Here is a 16,648-nt window from a genome sequence, read left to right as displayed (position 1 = left end):
TGCTGACGCTACGGATTGCTGGCCGTGTTTTTAATACAAAACACTAAGGTGAGCACTCACCTTAGCCAGCTTGGCGTAGCCTGCCTACCCTCTTGTGGGCAGAGGTTTTCTTAAAAAAAACCTTATACAGAGGGGCGGACCTTTTAGGTCGGAACGTGCATGAATGGTCCGGTCAATGGTTAAAAATAAGATGGATTTGGGCGAACAGCCTTGCACATGGGGGGCTGTTTCCGTCATGAGAGAGCCAGCCCTGCCGGGGGAGCATGGCTTGCGCGGCTCAATGGCGGCGTATTGGTGGTGGAGGAGCGGACTATTTTCGGGCAGCAAGCATACGGCCTTCCTCTGGTCGCGCAGACCAGAAGATGTGGCCCTGAACGCTGGCAGCTTATGCTGTGCTGTGTCAGCCTGATCCCGCTCAGCCTGTTTGCCGCGCCCTTTGCGCTGGCGCAGAATACAGCACCAGCACCAGCACCAGCCAAACAGGGCACGTTACCCGCCAGCCCCGCTACCTCTGCCAAGGGTGCGCGGGCAAAGCCCCCTGTTGCCGCGCACGCCATAACTCATGTGGATGTGGGGGCGCACCGATCCGATTTTGCCTTTCCCTCCGCCCAGCATGAACCCGATGCCACAACGCATCTGAGCGCTGAGTTGTTGCGTAACAGGGATGTCACCACCCTGCGGGGGCTGGAGCGTGTGGCGCCCAACCTGACCATGCAGAGCATCAACGGTACGGCATCGACCAATTTTTACCTGCGTGGCGCCGGCTTTAATGATTTTACGCAGAACAATATGCCCCCCGTTCTGACGTATATGGATGATGTGGCCTACGCCTACCCCGCCATGAGCAACGGGCTGATGTTTGATCTGGCAGATGCGGCAGTGGACCCGGGGCCAGTGGGCACCAGACACGGCCAGTCCACCACGGGGGGGGAAGTGCGCCTGCGCACAAACGACCCGACCACCACATGGCATTACGGTGGCATGGAGGATATTGCGTCCTACGCCCGCAGCCGGAGCGAGGCCTATGTGTCCGGGCCGCTGGCCAAGGGCTGGAGTTTCCGGCTTGCAGGGCAGACGCGCCAAGGTGGGGGGTGGCAGTACAACCCGACCAATGGCGCGCATCTGGGGGATGCGGACCTGTGGGCTTTACGGGGCAAGCTGCGCTGGCAACCCAATGACCGCACCACCATCCAGCTTGGTGGCCATTTTGTGCAAGATGATAGTGAGGTTGTAACCGCGGTGCCCGTTCACAGGCTGATCGGTTCACAGGCTCTACCGGGTTTTGGGCTGGGGCGGCAGGCTGAATGGTCCATGCGACCAGAGTTTGCCAAGCTTGTAGGGCGTGGTGCCGGGCTAAAACCCAGTGAGCACAACCAGTACTGGGGGGTGGACCTGCGACTGATCCATGATTTTGGGCCTGCCACGTTTACCGCCATCAGTGCGTTTGAGACCGAACGTCAGGGTGAATATACGGATCAGGATGGAACCGCCCTTTCTCAGGCGGATACGTACCGCACCATAGACGCCAATGTGTTTACGCAAGAAGCCCGGCTGAACGGGGCCGCCCTGCATGGCCGCCTGAACTGGGTTGTGGGTGCCTACTACCAGCGCAGCCGCATGAACCAGCGGTTTTTCTTTGACTACACGGACTACACTGCCCGTGGATACATGATGGCCACAAGCTTTGGCATGGATCAGGAGAGTGTTTCCGAGTTCGGGAATGTCAGCTACCGCCTGCCGCATAATGTAACAATCTGGGCAGGGCTTTTACATGAACTGGATGACCGGGGCATAACCGGCCTGACTTCCCAGATATTTGGTGGCACGACCAGAAGTTTTAGCCCCGAGAGCACGGCAGCCAATCAGTTCGCGGGGCAGGCCGGGGTTTCGTGGCAGTTTGTACCGCAGGCGATGCTGTATTACAAAATGAGCAAGGGCTTTAAGCCCGGCGGGTTTAGCGCCAACAACACACAGGTGCAGGCTCAGTTGGACCCGTTTAAGCCGGAAACGGTTCTGACCTATGAACTGGGTCTTAAATCAGACCCCGTTCCGGGGCGGTTGCGCCTGAATGGGGCGGCATTTTACAACGATTTTCATAACCAGCAGGTCATAGGCACTGTCCTGATCCCCAATTATGGACCGTTGAGCGAAATTACCAATGCGCCCAAGTCTCAGAGTTGGGGGTTTGAGGCTACTCTGGAAGCCCATCCCTTTGGCCATCTTTTTTTAATGCAGAACATTGGCTGGCAGCGGGGGGATTTTCAGAACTTTCCCAATGTGGACCGCGCCGCGACCAATGCGTACTATGCAGCACATAACCAGTGGAAAGCCATAGAGCGCAACTTTAGGGGGGTGGATAACGGTTCCCCCAAACTAACGCTGAATGGTGATGCCACATGGCGGCAGCCATTGCCCACGGGTTACAGGCTGGATTTTGGGCCGGACTGGCAATACAGGGGCAGTCAGGCCATTACCGTGGGGGGGACGGGCTTTTACCGCCTGCCGCCTTATTTTCTGCTCGGGGCGCATGCAACCCTGCATTCTCCCTCCCAGTTGTGGGACATTACGGTCTATGGCCGTAATCTTTTGGACCGGCGTTATGCGGAAAGTGGGGGCATGGCCACCACAACCTACTTTTATATTCCCGGAGAGCCACGTTTTATTGGTGGCCGCATTGCCTGCCATTTTTAGCGGCTAAAATGATCACGCCTGCAATCTGGCCGCATGGATGCAAAACGGGCATGATGGCACCATGATAAAACAGGATGTTCAGACACAGACCTTCCAGCTCCGGTTGGGGGCGCAGGCTGTGCATGTCCGCCAGACTGGCGGCGGGTCTGGCCTGCCACTGCTTCTGGTGCATGGCTTTGGTGGCAGTGTGACCAACTGGCAGCTTACCCAGCAGGTGCAGGCTACAAACCGGCGGGTTATTGCGTTTGATCTGCCCGGTCATGGCCAGTCTTCCGCCTTGGCTCAGGCCCCAACACTGGAACATCTGGCGCAGGTCACCCGCCTTGTGCTGGAGGGGTTGGGGGTTAGCAAGGCGCATGTGCTGGGGCACTCCCTTGGGGGAGGTATTGCGCTGTCCTTGCTCCAGAGTGCGCCAGCACAGGTTGCCAGCCTGTCCCTGCTGGCCCCGGCAGGGCTTGGACGGGCGGTGAGCATGGCGTTCATTACCGGTTTTGTGGAGGCCAATACCGTGGCGGACATGGCAGCCGCCATGGCCATGGCTGTGTATGACCCAAAGCTGATCGGGCGCAAGGTTGCGGAGTTTCTGGTCGAGGCCCGTGCCGCCCCCGGCGCGCGGGCGGCATTGCGTGCCATTGCACAGAACTGTTTCCCCAATGGTGAGCAGGCCAATGATCTGCGCCCGGCTCTGCAAAACCCACCCAGCCCCGTGCAGATCATATGGGGGGAGCTGGACCGGGTTCTGCCAGCCGCACAGGCGCAGGGGCTACCCACGCACGTAACCCGGCACTTTTTGCCGCAGACCGGTCATCTGCCCCATATTGAGCAGGCCAATATGGTGAATATGATGGTAAGGGATTTTTTGTGTAAGTGCGAAAAACCCCTCTAGACTCAGAGGGGTTTAGTAAATGTGGTTGCCCCCTCCGGTCAAAGTTGGCGGAGGGGGCAAGAATTTAGTCCATACGTACGGGGGGGCGTACAAATCCGTCCAGCCAGTCCGTAAAGCAGGCAATGGCGCCACGGATGGGGCCGTGCAGTTCAAACTGGTGCTGCCGGTAAAGGGCTATGTGGCCAAGGCGCGCACTGAGGCCATTTAAAAAACCACCGCCAAAGGTTTTGCCATCGGCAAAAGCACCCCAGCCGTTATAGTCCCCAAGAGCGACAATTGCCCCCCGGTTACGGAAGCGGAAGTCCGGCACAGGCTTGTTGTTAAAAATGAAGCCCGGAAGGTAGCGGGCCAGATGGTGCGCTTGCTGGCGCGCCACCTGTGCTGTGGGAGCAACTGGCGCATCCTTGATAAAGGAGCAGTCACCCAGTGCAAAAATATGCTCATCCACCGTGCTTTGCAGGCTGGGGCGCACGGTAAGCTGGCCACCACGCTGGTATTCCAGCCCGTCCATGTCCCGCGTTACATCCGGTGCCTTAACGCCTGCCGCCCAGACCCGGAACTGCGCATTAACGCGGCTGCCATCCTTGAGAATAAACCCATCTTCGTCCGCGCCACTCACCATGGTGTTGGTGCGGACCACAATGTTCAGGTCTTCAAGCTGCTTCTGTGCCGCGTCCGAGACATTCTGCGGGAAGGCGGGCAGAATGCGTGGTCCTGCCTCTAACAGGGTTACGCGCATTTCCGGGGTGACCGGGGTAAAGTTGTACAGTGCGCCAATATCAAGCGCTTTGTGCAGTTCGGCCGCCAGTTGCACGCCGGTAGCCCCGCCGCCAACAATGGCAATATCCACCGGGGTGCCGCGACCATAGGCCTGAATAATAGCATGGCGGAAGCGTTCGTTAAAATTGTTGGCTTCCACCACGTTGTCGAGGAACATGCAGTGTTCCACAACGCCGGGGGTGCCAAAGTCATTGGCGCGGCTGCCAATGGCAAACACCACGGCATCGTAATCCAGATGCCGCTCCTCCAGCAGGAGCTGGTTGTTTTCTTCCATCAGCGGGGCAAGGGTAATGCGCTTGTTGGCTCGGTCCAGATGCGCGATCTCGCCGTAGCAGAAGCGAAAACCATGAGCCGCGGCGTGGGAGACAAACGTAATCCGGTCATTTTCGTTCCGGGCGGTTCCTGCGGCAAAGCAGTGGAGCATGGGTTTCCAGACATGGCTGAAACCTTTGTCCACAAGCGTGATTTCCAGTTTGCCGGAGCGGCCAAGTGTGTTGCCAAGGCGGGTCGCCAGGGCCAGACCGGCAACGCCTCCACCAATAATCACGAGCCGGAACCTGTTCGTCATATCATTCCTGTCCTTTGTCTCCCCCTTTTGGCCTGAGGGGGAGGCTGTTTTTGCGGTATGCGGTTAGTTTCCGCCATGGTCCGGCGGGGACCATGGCGGGGGGTAGGTTGCTCAGGTGGCGCTGGCCAGATCCAGAAGCCCGATCACCCCGTCCTGCGTGCCAAAGCCCAGCGTGCAGCCATCCGGGCTGTAAGCCAGCGCGGTAACCGCGCCAGCCTGCCCCAATGATACAGGAAGAACGCGCTGGGTCGTGGGCTCCATCATCACAACAGTGCCATTGGCAAAGCCTGCGGCCACAACTTCCTGCGAGGGATGGAAGGCAACGCGGGTGCATAGCGCGCCGCCCGCGCCGGGCAGTTCCGCCGGTGGCTTGCCCATGGGGCCACCACCAAAGAACGGCCACATGACCACCACATCCGCGCCACTGGTGGCCAGCCATTTGCCATTGCTGGAAAAAGACATGGAGCGCACTTTGGTCGGGTAGCCACTCATGCGGATATTGTGTCCGTCCGCCAGTCGCCAGCCGTGCAGATCATTCTCCTGCATGGCGGTAATGACGGCTTCTCCACCGGGGTGCATGGCAACGCCCAAGTGGCTGCCTTTCCATTCCAGCAGGCGCGCGCTGCCATCCTTGGACTGGGTGAACCAGAGCGACACACCATTATAATGCGATGCGGCAAGGCGCTTGCCCTTGGGGTCGAATGCAATGCCGCCCACTGTGGTCGGGTGCTCAAACGTGCGGACAACCGTGCGGCCCGTGGCGTCGCGCAGTTCCACATTCTTGCCAGAAGCCGCAGCGATCAGGGCGGCTTTATCGCTTACAAAAGTGGCAATATGTTCCACCCAGCGCCGTGTTTTGGCCAGTTCCTCAATTTCGCCCGTCGGGTCAAGGCGGCACAGGCGGCCGTCGTCCCCTCCGGTCAAAAAGCTGTCGGCCAATGTGTCGGGCGAGAGGGCGAGCACCGGCCCGTCATGCACCGCGTAAGTGGCCCATGCGCCGGGGGCGCTCAGGTCTTGCCGGTGGGCAATAATGACATCCCCCTCGCCGGTGGTGAAGGCAAAGCGGCTGGAATCGCGCGAGGCGACACAGCCCGTAATTTCGCCCTCAACCTGCTTGTGGGCACCACGCTTTTCAATCAGCCCGCGCAGAAGGGGTTCTTTTACCGCGCTCATGCCGCAATGCAGCTTTCAAGCCCACGGCGGAGCTGTGGTCTGTTCAGGTTGCGGCCAATAAATACCAGACGGCTCTCATGCGGTTCACCATCCTTCCATGGGCCAATGGCGTTGCCATCCGCCATCATGTGCACGGCCTGAAAAGCAAAGCGCTCGGGCTGGCCCGCAAAATCCAGAATACCTTTGGTGCGCAGCATATCCCCGCCTTTTTCCTGCAACAGCGCACTGATCCATGCCTGAAAGCGGCCAGCATCCAGCGGCTGCTTGATGGTAAGGGACACGCTGGCAATGTCTTCCTCATGGTGGTGTTCGGTGTGTTCAAGGAATTCGGGCATGCTCTCCAGCACACGGGCCAGATCAAACCCGCCACGGTCCATGACATCGGTCAGGCGGACATTGCCTTTTTTGGCGTGGTGAATGGGAGCAACCGCGTTAATTTTGCGAATGGCATCCTCAATCCGGGTAATCTGGGTGGGGTCCACCAGATCGGTCTTGTTGAGGATGATCACATCGGCAAAGGCCACCTGCTCGCGCGCTTCGGGGCTTTCGGCCAGTGTGGTCAGGAAGTTGAAGGCGTCCACCACCGTGACCACGGCGTCCAGTCGGGCTTTTTCGCGCACATCTTCATCGGCAAAAAAGGTCTGGGCTACGGGAGCGGGGTCGGCAAGGCCGGTGGTTTCCACAATGACGCCGTCAAACTTGCCGCGCCGCTTCATCAACCCGTTCAGAATACGGATCAGGTCGCCCCGCACGGTGCAGCAGATGCAGCCATTGTTCATTTCGAACACTTCTTCATCCGCATCCACCACCAGATCGTTGTCCACGCCCAGTTCGCCAAATTCATTAATGACCACGGCGTATTTGCGCCCGTGTTCAGCGGTCAGGATATGGTTGAGCAGGGTGGTTTTGCCCGCGCCCAGAAAGCCGGTCAGCACCGTAACGGGCACGCGGGTATCGGGTGCGCCTGTGGCAGCATTTTCCGGCGCGAGGGATGCGTCAGACATAGGGTAAGCCTCCAATTCAACAATCGTGCTTCTCATATAGGACGCCAGATTATGAGAAACCAGAGAGGTGCGGTCCTGTCAGGCCACAAAGGCGGGCCTGAAGGGGGTGCAAAATGCTCAGTTTCTGAGTGTGTCGGTGGCTGTTGCCAGCCGTTGGGTTTTTTGCCTGGGAGCCGCTGAGCGCAGGAACCGCACGGCAAGCGCGCCATATAGTGCGTGGCTGCACAGGGCGCGGGACACCCCGAAGGCGAGGAACGCACTGGCCAGCAGGGCCAGCGTAATCTGCTGGTTATCGCACATTTCCATAACAATAACGGTGGCGGTCAGGGGGGACTGGGTGACAGCGGCAAAGTAGGCCACCGTGCCCAGTAGCACCACGGCCCCCGGTGTTGTGTGGGGCAGAAAATGCGCAATCCACCCGCCCATGCCAGCCCCAACGGAGAGGGATGGCGCAAACAGCCCGCCGGGAATGCCCGAACAGTAGGAAATAAGGGTGGCCAGCAGTTTGAACAGAAAAAACGAAACCGGATACTGGTCCGAGCCCATAATAATGTCGCGCGCCTGTGTGTAGCCCGTGCCATACGTCATCCCGCCCGAAAGCAGGCCGATAATGGCCAGAACCAGCCCGCAAAGTGCGGCAAACAGAATGGGCCGCTGGCTGACAAACCGCCCGAACGCGCCCGGAATCCCGCGTGAAATACGCACCAGCAGGGCCGAAAAAGTACCCCCACTGACCCCGCCCAGCACCCCGCAGACCACCACGGCCAGCCAACTGGCCCCCACCGGCACGGCGGAATAGGTATGGCCAAAATAAGTGTAGTTCCCCACAAGGGCGATGGCCGTCACGCCGGAAATAACAACACAGGTCAGCATGGTGCCACTTGTGCGTTGCTCAAACGAGTGGGCCAGTTCCTCAATCCCGAACACAATGCCTGCAAGTGGGGTATTAAAGGCGGCCGCCACACCGGCTGCCCCCCCGGCTTTGATTAAGGCACGCTGCTTGGTTACGTCGGTCAGGCCCGCAAGGCGGCCCACCGTATGCATGATGGACGCACCCACCTGCACGGTTGGCCCTTCCCGCCCGATGGAGGCCCCCGAGAGCAGGCCAAGGCAGGTCAGGCAGATTTTGGCCAGTGCAATGCGCAGGGCCAGAACCTTGTCCACAATGGTCATGTCATGCAGGTGCATGCAGGCAATGGCTTGGGGAATACCGCTCCCCTGCGCTCCACGGAACCACGTACGCGTCAGCCATGTGGACAAGGCCAGCCCAAGTGGGGTGACCAGCAGCATAAGCCAGGGGTTGATGTTCATAAGGGCGGTGCGCACATGGGCCGCCTTATCCGCAAGCCCGGCAAAGGCCACGGCCACCATGCCCACCATGGCTGCCCCCGACCAGTACATGAGCTTACGGCGCCAACTGACCGTACCAGCCTTGGCGTGTTCACGCAGATGGCGCAGGGACTCTGCTGTGGGGATCACGCTCGCGGGGGGCATGAGGCATCTCTTGCATAAAAGAAAAAGGATGCGGCACAGTTTAACATTTCATGCGGCAGAAGAAAGACATTACCGCCTTTTATTACGATTTTCTGTTTATTTTTCTGCTGAAGAAGCAGAACTGGCGGGCAATGCGCCTGCTGGCGGTATGATCAGGGCGGTACCGTCGAGCTTGGCGCAGGTTTCTGGCTCTATGTGAATATGCACAAGCGTGCTGCCCATGTGCGCGCGCAGGGCATGCTCAATACGGTCGCATATGTCATGGGCGTTCTTGACGCTCATGCTGCCGGGGACGACCAGATGGAATTCAAGGAATGTCATGGCTCCCACAATACGGGTGCGGATGTCATGCGCCTGAATGGCCCCATACCCGTTGGTGCTGATGATCTGGCGGATCTCGCCCAGCGTCTGGGTGTCCGGGGCTTCGTCCATCAGTCCGGCAATGGAGTCCCGCATGACCTCCCAGCCTACCCGCAGCACGTTTATGGCCACCAGTCCGGCCAGCACCGCATCCAGTTGCGGCCAGCCCAGCAGGGGAATGAGCGCTACACCGGCCACAAGGGCCACACCCGTCCACACATCGGACAGGACATGCTGCCCGCCCGCGATCAGGGCGGGGGAGTGGCGGGCCTGCCCCGCGCGGAGCATGACCAGCCCCCAGCCCAGATTAACGCAGGTTGCAGCCCCGTTCAGGAGCAGGCCACCCCATGGGGCCAGTGTGGGGTGGGGGTGCAGCCAGCCTTCCACGGCCTCGCGGCCAATGACAAACGCGGTAATGACCACCAGCGTGCCCTCTGCCACGGCAGACAGGTACTCGGCCTTGTAGTGGCCATATGTATGGTTGTGGTCCGCCGGGCGCTCGGCAACACTTAAGGCCCATAACCCGCCAGCGGCGGCTACGACGTTGATAATGGTTTCTATGGCATCCGCATGTAGGGCAACGCTGCCGCTTACGGCAAAGGCTGCGTATTTGAGCGCGAGAGCGACAAGGCTGACAAACAGGCTGACAACGGCAATGCCCTTGTTACTTCTGGGGAGCGGGAGTTCGGGCATGGTCTCTTGTCATCTGGGGTTAGACGGTGTGCGGGTCGGACAGGTGGCAGGTCGGGCCGTAGTCCAGTGTTTCCATCTGCACGGTGGGGTGGGCAATGCCAAAGCGTTTGCGCAGGGTTGTAACAAGTGTGTCCAGCAACCGGGTATCGCTCTCCCCATCAGTCGGGCTGGCGCTGCGGACCAGATGCACCGTCAGGGCGGTTTCGGTCGTGCTTATGGGCCAGATGTGCAGGTCATGCAGGTCGGCAACACCGGGGGTGCCGCGTAAAAAGCTTTCCACCGCACCGGGGTCCACCTCACGCGGGACGGCATCAAGCGCCATATCCAGCGAATCCCGTAGCAGGGACCATGTGCTCAGCACCACAATAACGGAAATGGCAAGGCTTATGGCGGGGTCTATCCAGGCCACATGGGTCAGCAGCACCAGCCCCCCCGCTACAACCACGGCAAGGGATGTCAGGGCATCGGCCATAAGGTGCAAAAAGGCCCCGCGAATGTTCAGGTCGCCCTTCTGCCCGGCAGCAAACAGCATGGCGGAGGCACCGTTGACCACAATACCAACCCCTGCGACCACCATCATGGTCATACCCGCAACCGGGGTGGGGTTCATCAGGCGGTGGATGGCCTCCCACGCAACGCCGCCCGTAACCAGCATAAGAATGATGGCATTGGCCAGTGCTGCCAGAATGGAGGAGCGGCGCAACCCGTAGGTAAAGCGCGCGGTCGGGCTTTTGCGCGAGAGATGTTCGGCCAGCCACGCCGCAGCCAGCGCCAGCACGTCTGACAGATTATGCCCCGCATCGGCAATGAGCGAGAGCGAATGGGCGTAAACACCCCAGATCGCCTCGGCCGCCAGATAGAGTGTGTTGACCGCAATGCCTATGGCAAAGGCCGTGCCAAAAGAGGCCGGTGTATGCACATGGTGGTGGCCAAAACCGTGCTTGTGCGCGCAGGCCGCCCCGCTACCTTCATGCTCATGCTCATGCTCATGCTCATGCGCGCAGGGCGTGGCGTGCTGTGCATGGGTGGTGCACCCCGAATGGTCTGCATGCTCATGCGTGTGCGTGTCTGGGACTGGCATGGAGCTGGCTGCTTTCATGAACAAAAGGGTCGTATGAGCATGGCCCCCATTTTGGGGCTTTGTTCTTATGTAAGGTGGGTGTGGGCGGAATAGAAGTGGAATATTCACTCATGGATCATGCGGCAGACGTTGCACGCCCAAGGGGTTCCAGAATAGGGAAGGAGGCAGAAGGCCTTTTGCCTCTTTTGCAATCATACTGGATGAACACGCCCCATGCTCCGTCTGACTGAATTGCGGCTACCGCTGGACCACCCGCCCGAAGCACTGCGGCAGGCGATCTGCGAGCGGTTGGGCATTGCTGCGGAAGCACTTGAACACTTCACTGTGTTCAAGCGTGGGCATGATGCGCGCCGCCGGTCCGCCATCTGGCTTGTATATACCCTCGACTGCGCCGTACGGGACGAAGCAGGGGTGCTGGCCCGGTACCGCCACGCGCACCCCGGTAACACCCATGTGCAGATCGCACCAGACATGGCCTGGCACCCACCCATTACCAATGGTGCGGCCCTTGCCGCAGCGGAGGGGTACAAACGCCCCATTGTTATCGGCGCTGGCCCTTGCGGGTTTATGGCGGCTCTCCTGCTTGCGCGTATGGGTTTGCGCCCACTTTTGCTGGAGCGCGGCAAGGTCGTGCGTGAACGCACGGTGGACACGTTCGCCCTGTGGCGTCGCTCGGTGCTGACCCCGGAGAGCAACGTGCAATTTGGGGAAGGGGGAGCTGGCACTTTTTCGGACGGCAAGCTGTACAGTCAGGTGCGGGACCCGCGCTTTCTGGGCCGCAAGGTGCTGGAGGAGTTTGTAAAGGCTGGTGCGCCGGAGGATATTCTGTATCTGGCGCACCCGCATATTGGGACGTTCCGGCTGGTCTCCATGGTCGAACACATCCGTCAGGAGGTGGAGCAGGCCGGAGGGGAATACCGTTTTGGCGCACGGGTGGACGATCTTCTGCTCAACCCCGCCACCCGCAAGGTGGAGGGTGTGCGCTTGGCTACGGGGGAGGTGATCGCGGCGGATCACGTTGTGCTGGCCGTGGGCCACAGTGCGCGCGACACTTTTGGCATGTTGCAAAAACAGGGTGTGAGCATGCAGGCCAAGCCCTTTTCCATGGGGGTACGGATCGAACACCCGCAATCGGTTATTGATACGGCCCAGTTTGGCCCCAGTGCGAGTAATGAACAGTTGGGTGCAGCCGAATACCGGCTGGTGCACCATGCGGCCAACGGGCGGGGTGTTTATTCCTTTTGCATGTGCCCCGGTGGCACGGTTGTGGCCGCAACTTCGGAAGAAGGGCAGGTGGTGACCAATGGCATGAGCCAGTATTCCCGCGCCGAGCGTAACGCCAACTCGGGTATGGTGGTGGAACTGCGGCCGGGCGAGGATTACCCAGATGACCCGCTGGCAGGCATTGCCTACCAGCGCCACTGGGAGCGGCAGGCATTTTTGGCCGGTGGTGGGGATTATCGCGCCCCTGCCCAGCGTGTGGGGGATTTTCTGGCCGGGCGGCCTTCCACGGCATTGGGTGATGTGGTGCCCTCCTACAAGCCGGGGGTCACACCGGCTGACCTGTCCACCTGCCTGCCGGACTTTGTGGTGGAAGCCCTGCGTGAGGCCCTGCCAAGGTTTGACCGCAAGCTGCGCGGTTTTGCCATGGATGATGCGGTCATGACCGGGGTGGAAACCCGCACATCCTCCCCCATCCGTGTGCCCCGGGGGGAGAATGGTCAGTCGGTTAACACGCCGGGCCTGTACCCAGCGGGGGAAGGGGCGGGGTATGCCGGGGGTATTCTGTCCGCCGCCATGGATGGCATTCGCATGGCCGAGGCTGTTGCGCAGAATATGGCGGGCCTGCCGGTCACACTGGCGTAAGGGAACACCATGTGCGGGCTTTGTGGCCCGCCTTCTGGCATTTTTGCCCCGTGCCCCGTGCCCCGTGCCCCGTGCCCAGTGGGCAGGAGAGCAGGGGAGCGGGCTGCTGGACGTGGCTCCTACCTGTTTTTAGGCTACGGGTTGAGTAGGTGTTCAGGGAATGCCAGCCAGAAATTCTTCCACCAGTTCGGTAAAGCGGCGTGGGGCATCGGCATGCACCCAGTGGCCCGCGCCACGAATGCTTTCCAGTCTGTGGTTGGGGAAAAGTGCTTGCATGGTCGGGTAGTTGTCCGGGCTGATATAGGGTGATGTCTCGCCCCGGATAAACAGGGTTGGCCCTTCATACCGCAGGCCCGGAGCAAGCTGGGGCCAGCCCATAATGTCGGGCATGGCGGCCAGAATCTCCTTCAGGCCAATGGCCCAGCCGGGGTTGTCTCCCTGCCTTATGTTCTGCGCCATAAGCTGGCGGACTGCATCGCTGGCAATATAGGGGCGCAGCAGGTCGTTGGTCGTGCGCAGGTCCAGATGAGGGGGGAATTGCAGCCTGTCCAGATTGTCCGGCAGATCCAGCCGGTCAAATCCGCCTTGGGCTGGGGCAATATCCACCACAATAAGCGCGCGCACGGCGTTGGGGTGGGTCAGGGCGAGTGTCATGGCTGTTTTGCCACCCATGGAATGGCCCAGCACAATGGCGGGGTTGGCGTGGTTTTGCTCCATTGTGTCCAGCACGTCCCCCGCCATGGCGGGGTAGCTCATGGGGCCGTGGGGGCTGTCGCCGTGGTTGCGCAGGTCCATGGCCAGTGTGCGCCGGGTTGTGGCCAGTTTGCGCTGCACAAAGCCCAGATTGCGTGCCCGGCCAAACAGGCCATGCAGCAGCACAACAGGCAGGGCCGGTGCTGGCGTTGGGTGCTCGGGGCCGCGCTCGCTCACGTTTAGCAACACTGTTCTGCTCTTTCCTTTACTGTCGCGCGCAAGGGCGCGCGTGCTGGAGTTTTGCCCAGCTTTGCCGCTGAATGCGAGGGGTGGGGGGCTGTTTTTTCTTCACCTTCCAGAGAGAGGGCATGTGTGCCACAGTCTGCTCCGTGTTTATTGGAAGCAGGGAGGGTTGGCGCATGCAGCGGTGCCTTGTTATTCTCAGCCAGTTGGACCAGACCGAGGTTTTGCTGGGTATGGCGGCGCAGGCTCTCTCCCGCATTCGGGGGATGCGGCGGATTGATGTGCTGGCCGCGCGTGAACCTCCTGACCAGATATTAGGGCGGATGGGCTTTTCAGATGAACAGGCCCAGACCCTGCGGACCAACCAGATGGAATGGGCCGATGCCCTGCATACGCGTTTCCAGCATTGGCTGGCGCAGGAATATGGTCCCCCAGCCGACCGATTGGGCAAGGTGGAGGTCAACTGGCTGGACCCCGAAATTACGGTGGACCGGATTATTGCGGGCTACGGCAAGGATGCCGATCTGCTGATTATGGGTTTTCCCGATAGTCGAGATAGTGCGCAAAAACATGTGGCGACCCGCGCCGCTATTTTTGAATCCGGGCGGCCCGTTCTGTTCGTCCCCCCATTTTGGGACCAGACCAGCGGGGACAGGGTTTTTCTGGCCTGGAAAGATACTCCCGCCTGCCGTCGTGCCTTTTTTGCGGCCCGTTCCATTGTGGGGGCCGCAAAAGCCGTGGAGGTGGCTGTTTCTGCTACCGACCCGTTGCCGCTGGATATTCTGCCCGGTGTAACACTTGTGCAGCAGCCTCTGGCGGATAACAGCAATGCCGGGCAGGCTCTGCTGGATATGGCCGCAACATTCCATGCCGATCTGCTGGTTATTGGGGGCTACCAGCACAATATGCTCTACAGCCGGCTTGTGGGCAGCGTAACAGACTATATTCTGTCCAACCCCCGTGTGCCGGTGCTTTTGCAGCATTAACGGCATTTAGGGGAAGCCATAAGCAGACTGTGTTTTACGGTTTAATGGCTCTGGAGCGTTCTGCGCGCAAAAGTCCAGCATAGAGCGGCAAAGGCCAGTGCCCCCAGAACACTGGCCACCCCCGAAGGCACAAAAGCCGCGAGGGAAAAAACATTGTCACGCCCCGTAGCACCAGACAGAACAGCCAGCAGCACGCCTGTCAGGCTTTCGCCCACGATAAAGCCAGAGGCCAGCATGGTGCCGGTGGAGCCACCGTCCTCACTGGCCTGTTCCGCCGTGGCACTTTGCTGGTGGCGTTTGTGGCGGACCCGTTTGAGCACCCACCCGAGTATGGCGCCACCGGCAAGGGTCAGGCTGACGGAGGCAGGCAGGTACAGCCCCACGGCAACGCCAAGGGGGGGCAGGGCCTGCCCCCGGCGGCGCAGGGCAAGGTCCAGCCCGACCAGCCCCATCCCCAGCACCATGCCAACACTGAGCATGCTCCAGTCCAGCGAATGGGTAAAAATTCCCTTGGCGATCAGTGTAATCAGGGCTGGTTGCGGGGCAGACAGTGCGTGGCCCGGGTCCATGCCGGGACGGGGCATGGCACCCGTAAACCCGTAGGCCTGATAAAGCAGGTTGAGAACAGGCGGAATAACCGCAGCCCCTACAAGGCAGCCTGCTATCAGTGCCACTTCCTGCTTCCACGGGGTGGCCCCCACAAGCTGGCCGGTCTTGAGGTCTTGCAGATTGTCGTTGGAAATGGCGACAGTGGCCGTAATGGCCGAGAGCAGAAGGATGGTAAACGCCGTTGCCAGTTTTTGGCCGTCTGCTGCCATGGCGTCTGGTGTCAGGCCCAGTGCTTCCAGCCCCAGAATCATCAGGGCGCACAGCACGGCGCCAATAATGATAATGCCGGAAATGGGGGAGGAGGATGACCCCACAATACCGGCCATGTACCCGCAGGCTGCGGCCATAATAAAACCGAACACAATGCAGAACAGCACGGCGGCTCCAACAACAGGCCAGAACCCATGTGCCACAGGAGCCAGAAACGCGGCAAAAAAACCAGCCAGCAACAGCATGGACAGGCCAAGCAGCCACCCCATGGTGCGGGCCGAAAGATCACGCTCCGTAGTGGTGGTCAGCCCCGATGTACGTTGCAGCATGGTGCGTATGCCGCGCAGCACGGGGGGCATAAGCTCGATCAGGGTCCATAGGGAGGCAACGGCAATGGCGCCAGCCCCCACAAAGCGAACCCTGTGCAGCCATATGTCCTGTGCAAACTGTGCTGGGGGCAGGTGCAGCGGGTTGGGCAATGTGCCGGTCAGCCACGGCACACCCACACCCCATGCCAGAATGCAGCCGGTAAGCATGGCCATGCCCCCGCTCAGCCCGACCAGATACCCGGCGCCGATCAGGGCGGGGGAAAAAGCAGCACTGAGTTGAAAGACAGCACTGCCTGCGCTGGCGGTCAGGCTCAGCCCATCGCCCAGCAGCCGCAAACCGCCACTAAAAAAGGAAAAGAGGGAGGCCAGCATCCCGCCTCTGATCAGGGCTTGCAGGCCGCGCTGGTTGCCCTTATCCGCTCCTGCGCGCAAAATTTCGGCTGCGGCAACACCTTCGGGGTACGGCAGATTGCTCTGCGTGACCAGCGCACGCCTGAGTGGAATGGTAAACAGCACTCCCAGCACCCCACCGGCAAAGGACAGACCCGCAGTCTGCCAGAAGGGAAAGTGCGTCCAGAACCCTGCAATAATCAGCCCCGGAAAGGTCGCAAACACGCACGACAGGGTGCCCGCAGCGGAAGCCTGACTTTGCACCATGTTGTTCTCGAGCAGAGTGCCCCCACCCATAAGGCGCAGCACAGCCATGGAAATAACAGCCGCAGGTATGGAGGAGGCAAATGTAAGCCCGATCCGCAGACCCAGATAAACGTTGGACGCGGTAAAAACGACGGTAATAAGCGCGCCAAGCACAAGGCCACGGAGTGTCAGTTCCCGTTGGGGGTTTGCGCTGGCCATGCGTCCTGTCTCTCCCGGAGGGTCATGGAGGTTACGCCACGGATCATGGGAGTGGTCAGGCGTTCCCTCTTGAGCGGTCAAGGGCGGAGGGTACGTGGGCTGGCCACGTTCCTCCGCTCCTTTGTGC

12 protein-coding genes are annotated in these 16,648 nt (G+C 60.4%); 4 read left to right on the top strand and 8 right to left on the bottom strand.

Going from position 1 to position 16,648, the window contains the following annotated elements; all coding sequences use genetic code 11:
* The first annotated feature begins 387 nt into the window (after nt 1-387).
* Both GOB86_RS06260 and GOB86_RS06255 read left to right on the top strand, forming a co-directional pair.
* A complete protein-coding gene (locus GOB86_RS06260; protein WP_194301110.1) occupies nt 388-2,691 on the top strand; it encodes a TonB-dependent receptor in 2,304 nt (767 codons plus the stop codon).
* A gap of 61 nt (nt 2,692-2,752) precedes the next feature.
* Complete coding sequence (locus tag GOB86_RS06255; protein ID WP_165991501.1) at nt 2,753-3,577, top strand: alpha/beta fold hydrolase; 825 nt, start codon at nt 2,753-2,755, stop codon at nt 3,575-3,577.
* 64 nt (nt 3,578-3,641) lie between these two features.
* On the opposite strand, the gene GOB86_RS06250 is transcribed toward GOB86_RS06255, so the two are convergent.
* From GOB86_RS06250 to GOB86_RS06225, 6 genes are all read right to left on the bottom strand, one after another.
* A complete protein-coding gene (locus GOB86_RS06250; RefSeq protein ID WP_165991500.1) occupies nt 3,642-4,925 on the bottom strand; it encodes an NAD(P)/FAD-dependent oxidoreductase in 1,284 nt (427 codons plus the stop codon).
* A gap of 111 nt (nt 4,926-5,036) precedes the next feature.
* Nucleotides 5,037-6,098: a WD40 repeat domain-containing protein gene (locus tag GOB86_RS06245; RefSeq protein WP_165991499.1), complete on the bottom strand. Its 1,062-nt coding sequence runs from the start codon at nt 6,096-6,098 to the stop codon at nt 5,037-5,039.
* The gene (locus GOB86_RS06240) at nt 6,095-7,102 is read right to left on the bottom strand and encodes a CobW family GTP-binding protein (RefSeq protein WP_165991498.1); all 1,008 of its coding nucleotides are present in this window, start codon (nt 7,100-7,102) and stop codon (nt 6,095-6,097) included. The genes GOB86_RS06245 and GOB86_RS06240 overlap by 4 nt, the downstream gene beginning before the upstream one ends.
* Nucleotides 7,103-7,219: 117 nt before the next feature.
* Nucleotides 7,220-8,596, bottom strand: coding sequence for a chloride channel protein (locus GOB86_RS06235; protein WP_165991497.1), 1,377 nt, complete (start codon nt 8,594-8,596; stop codon nt 7,220-7,222).
* Nucleotides 8,597-8,692: 96 nt separating this feature from the next.
* A complete protein-coding gene (locus tag GOB86_RS06230) occupies nt 8,693-9,649 on the bottom strand; it encodes a cation diffusion facilitator family transporter (protein ID WP_165991496.1) in 957 nt (318 codons plus the stop codon).
* Nucleotides 9,650-9,668: 19 nt separating this feature from the next.
* Entirely contained in the window at nt 9,669-10,748 is a 1,080-nt protein-coding gene (locus tag GOB86_RS06225) for a cation diffusion facilitator family transporter (RefSeq protein WP_165991495.1), read from the bottom strand.
* 195 nt (nt 10,749-10,943) lie between these two features.
* On the opposite strand from GOB86_RS06225, the gene GOB86_RS06220 reads away from it, so the two are divergent.
* Complete coding sequence (locus tag GOB86_RS06220) at nt 10,944-12,596, top strand: NAD(P)/FAD-dependent oxidoreductase (protein WP_165991494.1); 1,653 nt, start codon at nt 10,944-10,946, stop codon at nt 12,594-12,596.
* A 153-nt stretch (nt 12,597-12,749) separates the two neighbouring features.
* Here the strand turns inward: GOB86_RS06220 and GOB86_RS06215 are convergent, their stop codons facing one another.
* The gene (locus GOB86_RS06215; RefSeq protein WP_165991493.1) at nt 12,750-13,538 is read right to left on the bottom strand and encodes an alpha/beta fold hydrolase; all 789 of its coding nucleotides are present in this window, start codon (nt 13,536-13,538) and stop codon (nt 12,750-12,752) included.
* A 170-nt stretch (nt 13,539-13,708) separates the two neighbouring features.
* On the opposite strand from GOB86_RS06215, the gene GOB86_RS06210 reads away from it, so the two are divergent.
* Complete coding sequence (locus GOB86_RS06210; protein ID WP_165991492.1) at nt 13,709-14,518, top strand: universal stress protein; 810 nt, start codon at nt 13,709-13,711, stop codon at nt 14,516-14,518.
* A gap of 41 nt (nt 14,519-14,559) precedes the next feature.
* Here the strand turns inward: GOB86_RS06210 and GOB86_RS06205 are convergent, their stop codons facing one another.
* Entirely contained in the window at nt 14,560-16,521 is a 1,962-nt protein-coding gene (locus tag GOB86_RS06205) for an OPT family oligopeptide transporter (protein WP_165991491.1), read from the bottom strand.
* Nucleotides 16,522-16,648 lie beyond the last annotated feature (127 nt).

The organism is Acetobacter lambici, assembly GCF_011516885.1.
Taxonomy (GTDB): Bacteria; Pseudomonadota; Alphaproteobacteria; order Acetobacterales; family Acetobacteraceae; genus Acetobacter; species Acetobacter lambici.
This window is presented reverse-complemented; position numbering and strand designations above follow the sequence as displayed.

Excerpts from the sequence above, each read along its gene's own strand:
- GOB86_RS06260 (WP_194301110.1), top strand. The coding sequence starts at position 388 with ATGCTGTGCTGTGTCAGCCTGATCCCGCTCAGCCTGTTTGCCGCGCCC.
- GOB86_RS06255 (WP_165991501.1), top strand. The coding sequence starts at position 2,753 with ATGATAAAACAGGATGTTCAGACACAGACCTTCCAGCTCCGGTTGGGG.
- GOB86_RS06250 (WP_165991500.1), bottom strand. The coding sequence starts at position 4,925 with ATGACGAACAGGTTCCGGCTCGTGATTATTGGTGGAGGCGTTGCCGGT.
- GOB86_RS06245 (WP_165991499.1), bottom strand. The coding sequence starts at position 6,098 with ATGAGCGCGGTAAAAGAACCCCTTCTGCGCGGGCTGATTGAAAAGCGT.
- GOB86_RS06240 (WP_165991498.1), bottom strand. The coding sequence starts at position 7,102 with ATGTCTGACGCATCCCTCGCGCCGGAAAATGCTGCCACAGGCGCACCC.
- GOB86_RS06235 (WP_165991497.1), bottom strand. The coding sequence starts at position 8,596 with ATGCCCCCCGCGAGCGTGATCCCCACAGCAGAGTCCCTGCGCCATCTG.
- GOB86_RS06230 (WP_165991496.1), bottom strand. The coding sequence starts at position 9,649 with ATGCCCGAACTCCCGCTCCCCAGAAGTAACAAGGGCATTGCCGTTGTC.
- GOB86_RS06225 (WP_165991495.1), bottom strand. The coding sequence starts at position 10,748 with ATGAAAGCAGCCAGCTCCATGCCAGTCCCAGACACGCACACGCATGAG.
- GOB86_RS06220 (WP_165991494.1), top strand. The coding sequence starts at position 10,944 with ATGCTCCGTCTGACTGAATTGCGGCTACCGCTGGACCACCCGCCCGAA.
- GOB86_RS06210 (WP_165991492.1), top strand. The coding sequence starts at position 13,709 with ATGCAGCGGTGCCTTGTTATTCTCAGCCAGTTGGACCAGACCGAGGTT.
- GOB86_RS06205 (WP_165991491.1), bottom strand. The coding sequence starts at position 16,521 with ATGGCCAGCGCAAACCCCCAACGGGAACTGACACTCCGTGGCCTTGTG.